The organism is Oceanimonas sp. MB9 (assembly GCF_011319775.1).
Lineage (GTDB): Bacteria > Pseudomonadota > Gammaproteobacteria > Enterobacterales > Aeromonadaceae > Oceanimonas > Oceanimonas doudoroffii.
Genome location: NZ_VFBE01000006.1, coordinates 1 through 12,286, shown reverse-complemented (window position 1 = coordinate 12,286; position 12,286 = coordinate 1). Strand labels below are relative to the sequence as shown.

Genomic DNA, 12,286 nt, shown 5'->3' with positions numbered 1-12,286 from the left:
AAACCGCCCGAGGGCGGTTTTTTATCTTCTACGGTCGAAACCACTGTCGGTGTTTGTTACTTGCCTTGAGCCGGCTCGGCCTCGTCCAGGGCGTCGCGGTTGCCTTCCATCTTCGCCACTATGGTGTTGACGGCGGTGTCGCCCACCACGTTGGAGGAGGTACAGAACATGTCGTTGATGCGATCCACCGCCATGATAATGGCCATGGCTTCAACCGGCAGGCCCATCTGGTGCAGCAGTACACCGGCCATGACCACGGCACCGCCGGGCACGCCGCCCACACCCACCGACATCAGCAGCACGGTAATGCCCACGGTCAGCAGATCGCCGGTGGGAATGGGAGTACCGGAGATATTGGCGGCAAAGAAGGCGGCCAGGGTGATGTAGATGGCCGAACCGGACATGTTGATGGTGGCGCCCAGGGGCACACCAAAGCCGGCAATGGCCCGGGACACACCCAGCTTCTCGGTCAGGGTACGCATGGTCACCGGAATGGTGGCGTTGGAGCTGGCGGTAGACAGGGAGAACAACAGCTGCTCACGGGTGGCCTTGCGGAATACGCCCGGCTTGATGCCGGTGGTCATCCACACGGCCAGCGGATACACCACCAGGATCCAGAACGCCAGCACCATCACCACCATGGCCACATAACCGGCCACCGACATCAGGGTAGCCGCTTCCAGGGTGGCGCCCAGGCTTATCATCAGCGCAAACACACCATAGGGGGCCAGGGTCATTACCAGGCCAACCAGCTTCATCATCACCTCGTTGGCCATGCGGAAGGCACGGGCCGCCGGGGCGGCGGTGGCGCCCAGGCCCTGAATGGCCAGGCCGGTCAGAATCGCCATAAAGATGATCTGCAGCATGTCGCCGGAGGCAAAGGCCTGTACCGGGTTGCTGGGCACAATGTTCACCAGCATGGCACCCAGATCCGGGGTTTCGGTGGTGCTCAGCTCCACCGCACCGGTGGCGCCGTGGGGCAGGGTTGCACCCATGCCCGGCTGCAGGATCACACCCACCAGAATGGCCGCGGCAATCGACAGCATGGTGTTGATGATGTAAAGACCAAAGGTTCTTCCACCCAGGCGGCCGAAGCTGGCGATGTCGCGCAGCTCGCAGATACCGGTAACGATGGAGATGTATACCAGGGGCACTACCATCAGCTTAATCAGCGATACGAACATGCCGCCCAGGCCCTCGGCCAGGCCGACGACGCCGTCGTTAAGCAGGGACACATCCTTGAACAGGTACTGAATGGCACTGCCGATCAGCAAACCGATAAACAACCCGGTAAAAATGCGGGCGGAAAGAGAGCCTTTCATTTTAACATCCTCAGAAAAAGCAAATAATGTATCTGTTGTTTGTTATTTTTGTAGATATGTTAACCAGTCACTCTGTAAGCGAGCGGATTTTACATTCAAAAAACAGGGCAGCAACCATAATGATCAACTGCATGGCACCGCGTGTGATCAGGATCACAAACAGCCATGATAAGAAAGGACTCGAATCGAGCATAAGGTGCCGTTTGTAGCCACCTTGTGGCCCCGGGTTGACACCCTCTGCAAGGCTGGACTGTACTGGGGTGAGTCCCACCATCACCGCCAAGGGCGCCGCCTTTCGGCCATCACAGGGGAGAACGCCATGCATACACAGATCCCCGGCTTTTCACTGGAGGAATACCAGCAACGCCTGGCAAGGGTCAGGGCCGCCATGCTGACTCAGGACATACAAACCCTGATCGTGCACGACCCGGCCAATATCGCCTGGCTGACCGGTTATGACGGCTGGTCCTTTTACACCCCTCAGGTAGCGGTGGTGACCATGGCCGGTGAGCCGTTATGGTTCGGGCGCCAGATGGATGCCAACGGTGCCCGCCGCACCGTCTGGCTGCAGGAAGAAAACATACACTGGTATCCGGATTACTACGTGATGAACCCGCCGATGAACGCCATGGAGTACCTGGCCAACCAGCTGCTCAAGCCCCGGGACTGGGCCTATGGCCGCATCGGCCTGGAAATGGACAGCTGCTACTTTCCCCCCTCCTCCTGGCTGGCCTTGTGCGACAACCTGCCCGACGCCGAGCTGGTGGACGCCAGTGCCCTGGTAAACTGGTGCCGGGCGGTCAAGTCGGATACCGAGCTGCGCTACATGCGCATCGCCGCCCGTATTGTGGAGCGAATGCACGCCGCCGCCCTGGAAATGATAGAGCCGGGCCTGCCCAAGCATCTGCTGGTGGCGGAGATCTACCGGGTAGCCATGGAGGGTCACGATGGCCACTTTGGCGACTACCCTTCCATGGTACCCATGCTGCCCTCGGGTCCGGACGCCTCGGCGCCCCACCTGACCTGGGACGAACGCCCCTTTTGCCGGGATCAGGGCACCTTTTTCGAGCTGGCCGGGTGCCATCGCCGCTATCACTGCATTTTGTCACGCACCATTTACCTGGGCCGGCCCACCGACAACTTTCTACGGGCCGAAGAGGCGCTCAATGCCGGCCTGGAAGCCGGTCTGGCGGCGGCACAACCAGGCAACCGCTGCGCCGACGTTGCCAATGCCCTCAACGCCGCCCTGGCCCGCCACGGCTTTGATCGGGAAGGTGCCCGCTGCGGCTATCCCATCGGCCTTGGCTACCCTCCCGACTGGGGCGAGCAGAGCATGAGCCTGCGCAATACCGACAACACCCTGCTGAAGCCGGGCATGACCTTTCATTTTATGCCCGGCCTGTGGCTGGAAGACTGGGGTATGGAAACCACCGAAAGCATAGTGATCACCGAGAATGGCGCCGAGCCCCTGTGCAACTACCCTCGTCGCCTGTTTGTGAAACATTGAACGCCCTGAAACCGGAAAGCGGAAAGCGGAAAGCGGACATGCAGCTGGATCGTTATGACCTTCACATACTGCAAATCCTGCAGCGCAGGGGGCGCATTACCAAGTCGGCCCTGGCCGAGGCCATCAACCTCTCGGTCAGTCCCTGCTGGGAGCGAGTAAAACGGCTGGAGCAGGCCGGTATCATTCGCGGCTATGGCGCCGTGATCGACGCCGGCCTGCTGCACGGACGCACCTCGGTGCTGGTGGAGATCAGCCTGCACCGGCACAGCGCCGACGCCATGCGCCGCTTTGAGCAGGCCATGCAGGACTGCGACCGCGTTACCGACTGCTACGCCACCGGCGGCGGCGTGGATTATGTGCTGAAAATCATGTGTGACGACATCGATCAGTACCAGCGCCTGATCGACCGCTGGCTTGAGCAGGATCTCGGCATTGAGCGCTACTACACCTACATAGTAACCAAAACCATCAAGCAGCAGCCGCTGATGCCGGCGGGGCAGAAATGAAAAAAGGGGCCTGACGGCCCCTTTTGGTGACTGTATTCGAATTACAGGATCTGGCGGATCACCCGGCCAAAGCGGCCAATGCCTTCTTCAATGGTGGCGGCATCGGAGCCGGAGTAACTGAAGCGGGCGGTATTGAGAATATCCGGGCGCACGTAGAAGGGCTGACCGGGCACAAAGGCCACGTTTTCCTTAATGGACAGGTTGAACAAATCCATGGCGCTGATGTGCTCGGGCAGGCGCAGCCACAGAAACATACCGCCTTCCGGACGGGTAAAGTCCAGTCCCGGGCAGTGACGCAGCAGCGCCTGCTCCATGGCATTTTTCTGCTCGCCGTAGACACTGCGAATGCGATCGATATGGGCGTCCAGGCAGTTGTCCTGCAGATAGCGGTGCAGCACCTGCTGCACGAAACCGTTAGTATGCAGATCCGACGCCTGCTTGGCGATGGTGATCTTCTGGCGCAGCCAGCCGGGCACCACCATCCAGCCCAGACGGAAGGACGGCACTACCACCTTGGAGAAAGAGCCCAGCAGCACCACATTTTCCGGCGCCAGCTTGGCGATGGGCGGCAGGTGCTCGCCTTCAAAGCGCAACTCGCCATAGGGGTTGTCTTCCACCATCAGTACATTGTGACGCACCAGTCGCTCGGCCACGGCCTTGCGCTTTTCCAGGCTGTAGCTCAGACCCGACGGATTCTGAAAGTTGGTAACCCCATACATCAGCCGGGCGTGATTGGGCTCGGCCAGCAGGGCGTCGAGTTCATTCAGATCGGGACCGTCATCATTCAGCGACACGCCCTGAAAATCGGGTTGGTACACCGACAGTGCCTGAATGGCGCCCAGGTAGCCCGGCTCCTCGATGATAAGTTTGGAGCCCTCGTCTACCAGCACCTTGCCGATAAGATCCAGCGCCTGCTGGGAGCCGTTGGTGATCAGAATGTTGTTGGGATCCACCTCCATGCCGTGCTGGGCGCGGTAACGGGCGGCAATATAGTCGCGCAGCGGCCCGAAGCCCTCGGTGGCGGCGTATTGCAGCGCGCCGTTGCCCTTGTCGCGCAACACGCTGGCGGTGGCGGCTTCCAGCTCTTCGTTAGGGAAAAAAGCCGGGTTGGGCAGGCCGCCGGCAAAGGAGATCACTTCCGGGTTGACGGCGACTTTGAGTATTTCTCGAATAAAGGAAGGCTCTACCTTGGCAAAGCGCTTGGCAAAAAACGGCTGCATAGGGGTCTCTCTGAATTACTACGCGTGGCGGGCGCCAACAAAACCTTTCTTTTGTATCAGAAAACATCACAATAACAAACCATAAACAACACATGGTTTGCGCCGGGGCCGGCCTTGTGGTCGAATGCGCCCATGCCAAACGACCTTATCACTTCAGTGAACAGCCATTCCTTTTCCCGGCGCATTCTGGCCTGGTACGACCGCCACGGCCGCAAGACCCTGCCCTGGCAGCAACACAAGACCCCCTACCGTGTGTGGGTGTCGGAAATCATGCTGCAGCAAACCCAGGTCACCACCGTCATCCCTTACTACCAGCGTTTTATGGAACGCTTTCCCGATGTGGTCAGCCTGGCCGATGCCGAACAGGACGAGGTGCTGCATCTCTGGACCGGCCTGGGTTACTACGCCCGGGCCCGCAACCTGCACAAGGCCGCCCAGGTCATTCGCGATCACTATGACGGGTGTTTTCCCGAGCGCTTTGAGGAAGTGCTGGGGCTGCCCGGTATCGGCCGTTCCACCGCCGGCGCCGTGTTGTCGCTGTCTTTGGGGCAGCATCACGGCATTCTCGATGGCAACGTCAAGCGGGTGCTTACCCGCTGGCTGGGCCAACGGGGCTGGCCGGGCAAAAAAGAGGTGGAGAATGCACTCTGGGACAAGGTGAGCGAGCTGACCCCCGGCGAGGGCGTCAGCCAGTACAACCAGGCCATGATGGACATGGGCGCCACCATCTGCACTCGCAGCAAGCCCGCCTGCGAGCGCTGCCCGGTCAGCGACGACTGCCAGGCGAACCAGCTTGGCACCCCCACCGCCTTTCCCGAATCCAAACCGAAAAAAACCGTGCAGCCGGAAAAACGGGCCTGTTTTGTGCTGCTGCAAAACGGAGAGCAACTGCTGCTGGTGCAACGTCCCCCCCAGGGCCTGTGGGGCGGCCTCTACTGTTTTCCGGAGTTTGCCGACGAAGACGAGATGCGCCGCTGGCTCAAACGCTTTCCCGAAGCCGGCGAGCCCGAACCCCTGCCCGGCTTTCGCCACACCTTCAGCCACTTTCACCTGGACATTGCTCCCTGGCGGGTACAATTGCCACAGATTCCCGCCGAGGTCATGGCGGGGGATGAGCGTCTTTGGTATAACTTGCGTCAACCGGCACCGGTAGGCCTGGCAGCCGCCACCAAAAAGCTGCTCGCCTACCCGCAACTGCACAAGAGGACATGATGAGCCGAACCATTTTTTGCCAGCGTTTAAACAAGGAAGCCGAAGGCCTGGACTTTCAGATGTATCCGGGCGAACTCGGCAAGCGCATTTACGACAATATATCCAAGGAAGCCTGGTCCGAGTGGCAGAAGAAGCAGACCATGCTGATCAATGAGAAAAAGCTGAACATGATGAACGCCGATCATCGTAAGCTGCTCGAGCAGGAAATGATCGCCTACCTGTTTGAAGGCGCCAACGTCGATATTGAAGGCTACACCCCCCCTTCCGGCAACTAATTCACCGCTTTGCTCAAGCCTTGAGCGAACACGCTGAAGGCCGGGAAAAAGCGGTTGACTTGCCTGGGGCGATCGATTTAAATGACGCCCCGTTGCCCAGATAGCTCAGTCGGTAGAGCAGGGGATTGAAAATCCCCGTGTCGGTGGTTCGATTCCGCCTCTGGGCACCATTTTCGGTGCCTTTTCAAAGCAAAAGCCCAACGCCCAGATAGCTCAGTCGGTAGAGCAGGGGATTGAAAATCCCCGTGTCGGTGGTTCGATTCCGCCTCTGGGCACCATTTTTCGGTGCCTTTTCAAAGCAAAAGCCCAACGCCCAGATAGCTCAGTCGGTAGAGCAGGGGATTGAAAATCCCCGTGTCGGTGGTTCGATTCCGCCTCTGGGCACCATCTTTAAAGCCTCGCATAAGCGGGGCTTTTTTGTATTCGCCCCACCCTGCCCTGTTCACGAAAAGCCGGCAACACATAGTATTCCCCCGCTCGATTTCCTAGGATTAAGGGAAACAGGCAAGGGATGCTGCCATGAAACATATAATTCTGCCGCTGCTGTTGCTGGCACTGGGACCCGCCCACGCCAACCACGAACATGACGACTCCGACCTGCCCCACTGGGCGGTGGACAAAATCACCCCCATGCACGACAACGTTACCCGCTGGCTCGACAACAGCGCACGCAATATCGACAACTTCTTCGGCACCGACGACAGCCTCACCATAGAGAACGGCTCTTACCTGCGTTTCAGCCAGGAGCTGTTCTGGCATGAACGGGACAGGTTCAGCTCGGACACCACCCTGCGCCTGAAGCTTGATCTGCCCACCACCGAAGAGCGGTTGCGCATACTGATAGAAAGCGATCCGGAAGAGAGCCAGGGTACCCTGGCCGAACAGGGCGCCAACACCGCCCGGGACGATCGCTTCAGAACCGAGGACTTTCTGATCGGCCTGCGCCGCCTGGGCGATCGGGACAAGCGGACAGACTGGCGCCTGGATGCGGGCGCCGGTATCAAGGTAAAGCTGCCCCTGGATCCTTATGTGCGTTTTACCGGTGAGCGGCTGTGGCAACTGGGCGACAGCCCCTGGCAACTCGAGTCCTGGAACCGGGCCTCATGGTTCAATGAAGAAGGTTACTCGGTACGCAGCCGCTGGGATCTGGGCCGCCCCCTCAGCGACACTTACCACCTGCGCTTCATCACCAATGTGCAGTGGCAGGAAGAGGTCGACACCCTGGAATACTCCGAAGGCATTGAACTCGATCAGCTGCTCGGCAGCCGCAGCATCATCCGTTACGCCGCCGTCGCCGTCGGCCGCAGCGCGTCCGATCCGCATCTGCACGATTACTACCTGCTCAGCCAGTACCGCCGCAACCTGCACCGGGAAATACTGTTCGTGGATGTAATCCCCGAAGTGCACTTTCCCCGAGAGCAGAATTACGATGCCGAGTTCGGCATCACCCTGCGCCTGGAGCTGCTGTTCCGGGGGGATTTGTCCTGGGCCCGCTGACGTTTCAGCCGCACCACAGCAAGCCTTCCCCTTTCCGCTTCGGCGTCAGGATGAAACTTTGATGAACCCACTCCCGGTCACAAAAATACCTGTTGACCCCCATCAGGTAACCGGTTAGAGTGATTTCGGCTCTGAAAATACCGCTGAATTTATGTTCATTACGAAGTTCCTAGTAGTACCTCGTCCTGTATTTCATAAGTCAAGGCTGTATTTTTGAAGTCGATTTCTCAAGCAAGATTGTTTACAGGATTTAGGTATGTCTAACACTGTTAAAGGTAAAGTAAAGTTCTTCAATGAAGCCAAAGGTTTCGGTTTCATCGAGCAAGAGCAAGGCCCTGACGTATTCGTACACTTCAGCGCCATCCAGACTCCGGGCTTCAAGACCCTGGCTGAAGGTCAGTCCGTTGAGTTCACCGTAGCCCAAGGCCAGAAAGGTCCTCAGGCTGAGAACGTAGTTCCTCTGTAAGAGTCTGCGTCAAAAAAATTCCAAAGCCGCGCCCAAGGGCGCGGCTTTTTTATGTGCGCATTTTTCCTCAGAACCGGCCCACCGCAAACACCGACAGCCCTTTCAGTACCAAGGCTCCCAGCATCACGCACACCCCCAGGGCAAAGGCGGAATCCACTCCGGCATAGGTCAGTGCCGCCGTCAGCAGGCTGGCCGACAACATCTGCAGCGCCCCCGACAACGCCGCCGCCGATCCGGCCAGATCACGGTAGGGCTCAAGCAGCCGGCTCATGGCATTGGGAAAGGCCATGCCGTTACCCAGCGCCTGAATAAAGACCCCGGCCACCATCAGCCAGGGCTCAAGAGGCATCAGCATGATCCACAGCCCCGCCCCCAACTGAATAAAGGGGCTGATGCGCAGCACCTGTTCAGCCCGAACCCAGAACTGAATACGGTTGTTGATAATGCCGCCAAGCAGCAGCCCCAATGCCGGCAGCAGTGCCCAGCGGCCATATTCCGCCGCACTCATGCCGATTTGATGCTGCATCACATAGGGCAGCACGGAAATCGAGGTCATCATCAGGGCGAACTGGCCCCAGAGCATGCCGCCGTGTCCGAGAAAGTGACGCTCTGTCAGCAACCGGCCATAACCGGCCAGAATGCGCCCAGGGTGCAGTTCAAGACGTGGCCCTTGATGGGTCTCCCGAAAGCGCGCCAGCAGCACCAGCCACAGCAGGCCGATATAAAGCAGCATGGCGGCAAACACACTTTGCCAACCACTCAGATCACCCAGCATGCCTCCCAGCGCCGGCGCCACTACCGGGGTAATGGCCGCCGCCATGGCCATGTACGACAATGCATTACGCAGTGCCGGCCCTTCAAAACTGTCACGCAACATGGCCCGGGACACCACGGCCCCACACCCCGCCCCCAGCCCCTGCAGCAGCCGCCCCGCCAGCAGCCATTCAAAGTTGACGCCGGGCAACAGACACAATCCCACCCCGCCCAGAGACAAGGCCAAGCCTCCCAGCAGCACCGGACGCCGGCCTCGCGCATCGCTGAGCGGCCCATAGAGCAATTGCACCGGGCCAAAGGCCAGCAGATAGGCGGAGATCAGCCACTGCACCCGCTCCGGATCCTCGGCCAGGGCCTGGCTGATACCGGGCAGAATGGGAAACACCAGCCCGAGGCTGAACTGGCCAATGCTGACAATCAGGCAGGCCAGCACCATGATGGTGGTGCCGGAAACAGAAGAGGGCACTTTGACTCCTTTTGAGAAAATCGTTGCAAATGCCGCCGACAGCGGGCATTTAATTTGCGCTTTGCTTTGACAAGGCGGCCGTTCATTAAGCACAATCAAGGTTGAAAAATAACAAAAAGGACTGACCGACATGACCGCCCCATCATCGAACCCCCAATCGCTGCAACAAGCCTTTTCATTGGGTAACGGGCAGGATGCGGCACTGAACTGGTTGCGCAAGAACCAGACCCACTGCGCCATTTTCCTTACCAATGGTATCAAACTTGAAGGGATGATCAGTGCCTTTGACCAGTACAGCATTCTGCTGTCCGATCCCCGTGGCCAGCAACAGCTGATCTACAAGGCCAAGATTTCCACCATTTCTCCGGCCAGCCGCCGTCCGCCGCGCACCGGCGTTATCATCAACAAGCCCCGTCGCCCGCGCTACGACAACCACCATGATCACCATGGCCAGCGGGACGATCACGCCGGCCACGACAACGGCAGCGACGATCAGTAATACGTCAGCGGGGTTGTTCAGACCAAAAAAAATGGCCGCTTGCGCGGCCATTTTTTATATCAGTTCCAGCTCTTCCATCACTCGGCGAATACGCGCCTTGGTGTCTTGCTGCAGCGGGACCACCGGAATGCGGCAGTGCTCACTGGCCAGCCCCAGCAAGGACAGGGCATATTTGGGACAGGCCGGGTTGGGCTCGGCAAACAGCACCTGGTGCAGCGGCAGCAGCCGGTCCTGCAGGGCGCGGGCCTCTTCCCACTTGCCGGCCAGGGTCAGCTCCTGCAACTGGGCACACTGTCGGGGAGCCACATTGGCGGTGACCGAAATACAGCCCTGCCCCCCACCCACGTTATAGGATACGGCGGTGCCGTCTTCACCCGACAGCCAGGCAAAGGGCTTTTTAATCAACTGCCGTTCGGCCCAGGGACGGCTCAGATCGCCGGTGGCGTCCTTCACACCCACAATACGCGGCAGTTCGGCCATGCGCGCCAGGGTAGCGGGCTGAATGTCGACCACGGCACGGGGCGGAATGTTGTACACGATAATCGGCAGTTCGGTGGCGTCGTGCAGCATTTTGAAGTGGGCATACAGACCGTCCTGATTGGGGCGGTTGTAGTAACCGGCCACATGCAGGGTAGCATTGGCACCGGCCTCCTGGGCACAAATGCTGTACTCAATGGCTTCAACCGGGTTGTTGGAACCGGCGCCGGCAATGACCGGTACTCGACCGGCGGCCTGCTCGGCCACGATTTCGATCACACGGCAGTGCTCATCGTGAGTCAGGGTAGGACTTTCCCCGGTGGTGCCCACCGGCACAAGGCCGTGAGTACCCTCCTCGATGTGCCAGTCAACCAGGCGGCGCAGGGCTGCCTCGTCGAGACGGTCACCGTCAAAGGGGGTAAGCAGGGCAACTAAAGAACCGCGAAACATGGAAACTCCTTCTCCTGAGCAGAGGATTGAATTTTGAATTAAAAAACCCCGGGCGCATGTGCGTAACCGGGGTTTTGACAAAGACGGGTCTGGGCAAGTCAGGCGTCGGTCACGCAGGGAAAAGGGCCGCTTTACGTTTAAGCGGTTTTGCCGGTATGCGTTTGACGATGGACACCATGAATAACACCTGTATGAACCTTGAACTGCATCTTTTGCCAACCACCGGCAAATGTCAAGGGGGGACTCCCCATGTATAATGCGGATTTTGCCAATTAAAGCAGGAACACCACATGTATGAGGCCCTGACCCCGGTCAGCGAAATGCTGAGCCGCAATCTGGACATGCTTTGCCACCAGCCGCTGCTGGTGTGCGGCCTGCTGGAAGACGATCTGCCGGGGCTGCTGGCAGCGCACGGTCCGGCCCCCCGTGTGTTTACCACCGACTTTCGCTATTTTCAGTGGCTAAGCAGCCATAATGACATACAGCCGGAATTTGGCGCCGCGCCCACGGCCACCCCCGCCGCCGGCCTGCTGCTGCTGATGCCCAAGGCCAAGGCCGAGGCGCACTATCTGCTGGCCGCCTGCCTCCCCCTGCTGCCCCCCGGCGCCCCGGTATTTATTGCCGGTGACAACAAGGGCGGCGTCAAGGCGGCCCCCAAGCTGCTGGCACCCTGGTGTGAACAGGTTAACAAGGTCGACAGCGCTCGTCGCGCCAGCCTCTACCAGGCGGTGCTGAGCCGCCCTGCCCCGGCCTTTGCCGCCGACGACTGGGTCGGCCGCTACCCACTGGAGGAAGAACACCTGACCGTGTGCACCCTGCCCGGGGTGTTCAGTGCAGACCACCTGGATGCGGGCACTCGGCTGCTGCTGAACAATGCAGGCGCCCTTCACGGTCGAGTGCTGGACTTTGGCTGCGGCGCCGGGGTGATTGGCGCCAGCCTGCTCAAGCGCAATCCCGGCATAGAGCTGGAGCAGATCGACATCAATGCCCTGGCGCTGGCAGCCAGCCGACTGACCCTGGCCGAAAACGGCCTGCAGGCAAAGGTATACCCTTCCGATGGCCTTGGTGAAGTGCAGGGCCACTTTGACTGCATTATCAGCAATCCGCCCTTTCATGCCGGCTTAAAGACCTTTTACGACACCACCGAAACCCTGCTGCGTGACGCCAAACGTTACCTCAAACCCGGTGGCAGCCTGCTGCTGGTGGCCAACGCCTTTTTGCCCTACCCGGATCTGATTGAACAGGGCTTTGGCCACTGCGAAACCCTGGCCGCCAACGGCCGCTTCAAAATCTATCGGGCAACAGCCTGAACATGGCAAAACTGACACTTTTTTATACAAACGGCCGGCAAGGCCGTTTTTTTATGTTTTTTCTAAAAAAAGCGTATTGACGACCGGTAAAAAATCTATAGAATTCGCAGTCCTCAGCACGGGCGAGGGTGGCGGAATTGGTAGACGCGCTAGCTTCAGGTGTTAGTGTCCTTCGGACGTGGGGGTTCAAGTCCCCCCCTTCGCACCACTGAGAAAATGACGGCCTCATTTAAAACAGCCGAACAATTTGAGCATGCGAGGGTGGCGGAATTGGTAGACGCGCTAGCTTCAGGTGTTAGTGTCCT

At 59.2% G+C, this 12,286-nt stretch carries 12 protein-coding genes and 4 tRNA genes; 12 read left to right on the top strand and 4 right to left on the bottom strand.

All coding sequences use genetic code 11. The features are described from left to right. Window positions 1–56 precede the first annotated feature (56 nt). The gene (locus OJHNALOF_RS09785; protein ID WP_094201373.1) at window positions 57–1,322 is read right to left on the bottom strand and encodes a dicarboxylate/amino acid:cation symporter; all 1,266 of its coding nucleotides are present in this window, start codon (window positions 1,320–1,322) and stop codon (window positions 57–59) included. Window positions 1,323–1,641: 319 nt separating this feature from the next. Here OJHNALOF_RS09785 and OJHNALOF_RS09780 point away from each other — a divergent pair, with 319 nt between their 5' ends. Beyond that, window positions 1,642–2,829: a M24 family metallopeptidase gene (locus OJHNALOF_RS09780; protein ID WP_094201375.1), complete on the top strand. Its 1,188-nt coding sequence runs from the start codon at window positions 1,642–1,644 to the stop codon at window positions 2,827–2,829. 38 nt (window positions 2,830–2,867) lie between these two features. Then, window positions 2,868–3,335 (top strand): Lrp/AsnC family transcriptional regulator, encoded by a 468-nt coding sequence (locus OJHNALOF_RS09775; RefSeq protein WP_094201376.1) that lies wholly within the window; start codon window positions 2,868–2,870, stop codon window positions 3,333–3,335. Between the two features lie 41 nt (window positions 3,336–3,376). Here the strand turns inward: OJHNALOF_RS09775 and OJHNALOF_RS09770 are convergent, their stop codons facing one another. Further along, window positions 3,377–4,555: a PLP-dependent aminotransferase family protein gene (locus tag OJHNALOF_RS09770; RefSeq protein WP_165661929.1), complete on the bottom strand. Its 1,179-nt coding sequence runs from the start codon at window positions 4,553–4,555 to the stop codon at window positions 3,377–3,379. A gap of 147 nt (window positions 4,556–4,702) precedes the next feature. On the opposite strand from OJHNALOF_RS09770, the gene mutY reads away from it, so the two are divergent. From mutY to OJHNALOF_RS09735, 7 genes are all read left to right on the top strand, one after another. Then, on the top strand, window positions 4,703–5,767 hold the full coding sequence (mutY, locus tag OJHNALOF_RS09765; protein WP_370462316.1) for an A/G-specific adenine glycosylase: 1,065 nt from the start codon (window positions 4,703–4,705) through the stop codon (window positions 5,765–5,767). After that, entirely contained in the window at window positions 5,767–6,042 is a 276-nt protein-coding gene (locus OJHNALOF_RS09760) for an oxidative damage protection protein (protein ID WP_094201378.1), read from the top strand. The genes mutY and OJHNALOF_RS09760 overlap by 1 nt, the downstream gene beginning before the upstream one ends. A gap of 94 nt (window positions 6,043–6,136) precedes the next feature. Continuing rightward, window positions 6,137–6,212, top strand: a tRNA-Phe gene (locus OJHNALOF_RS09755). A gap of 32 nt (window positions 6,213–6,244) precedes the next feature. Further along, a tRNA-Phe gene (locus OJHNALOF_RS09750) sits at window positions 6,245–6,320 on the top strand. 33 nt (window positions 6,321–6,353) lie between these two features. After that, a tRNA-Phe gene (locus OJHNALOF_RS09745) sits at window positions 6,354–6,429 on the top strand. Window positions 6,430–6,561: 132 nt separating this feature from the next. Next, window positions 6,562–7,539, top strand: a complete 978-nt coding sequence (locus tag OJHNALOF_RS09740; protein WP_165661927.1) for a hypothetical protein — start codon at window positions 6,562–6,564, stop codon at window positions 7,537–7,539. 256 nt (window positions 7,540–7,795) lie between these two features. After that, on the top strand, window positions 7,796–8,005 hold the full coding sequence (locus OJHNALOF_RS09735) for a cold-shock protein (RefSeq protein WP_014291396.1): 210 nt from the start codon (window positions 7,796–7,798) through the stop codon (window positions 8,003–8,005). Between the two features lie 67 nt (window positions 8,006–8,072). Here the strand turns inward: OJHNALOF_RS09735 and OJHNALOF_RS09730 are convergent, their stop codons facing one another. Continuing rightward, a complete protein-coding gene (locus OJHNALOF_RS09730) occupies window positions 8,073–9,245 on the bottom strand; it encodes an MFS transporter (protein ID WP_165661926.1) in 1,173 nt (390 codons plus the stop codon). 130 nt (window positions 9,246–9,375) lie between these two features. On the opposite strand from OJHNALOF_RS09730, the gene hfq reads away from it, so the two are divergent. Then, a complete protein-coding gene (hfq, locus tag OJHNALOF_RS09725; RefSeq protein ID WP_094201381.1) occupies window positions 9,376–9,744 on the top strand; it encodes an RNA chaperone Hfq in 369 nt (122 codons plus the stop codon). 54 nt (window positions 9,745–9,798) lie between these two features. On the opposite strand, the gene dapA is transcribed toward hfq, so the two are convergent. Beyond that, window positions 9,799–10,671: a 4-hydroxy-tetrahydrodipicolinate synthase gene (dapA, locus tag OJHNALOF_RS09720; RefSeq protein WP_094201382.1), complete on the bottom strand. Its 873-nt coding sequence runs from the start codon at window positions 10,669–10,671 to the stop codon at window positions 9,799–9,801. Between the two features lie 290 nt (window positions 10,672–10,961). On the opposite strand from dapA, the gene rsmC reads away from it, so the two are divergent. Continuing rightward, on the top strand, window positions 10,962–11,981 hold the full coding sequence (rsmC, locus tag OJHNALOF_RS09715) for a 16S rRNA (guanine(1207)-N(2))-methyltransferase RsmC (protein WP_165661925.1): 1,020 nt from the start codon (window positions 10,962–10,964) through the stop codon (window positions 11,979–11,981). 122 nt (window positions 11,982–12,103) lie between these two features. Next, window positions 12,104–12,189, top strand: a tRNA-Leu gene (locus tag OJHNALOF_RS09710). The last annotated feature ends 97 nt before the right edge of the window (window positions 12,190–12,286 follow it).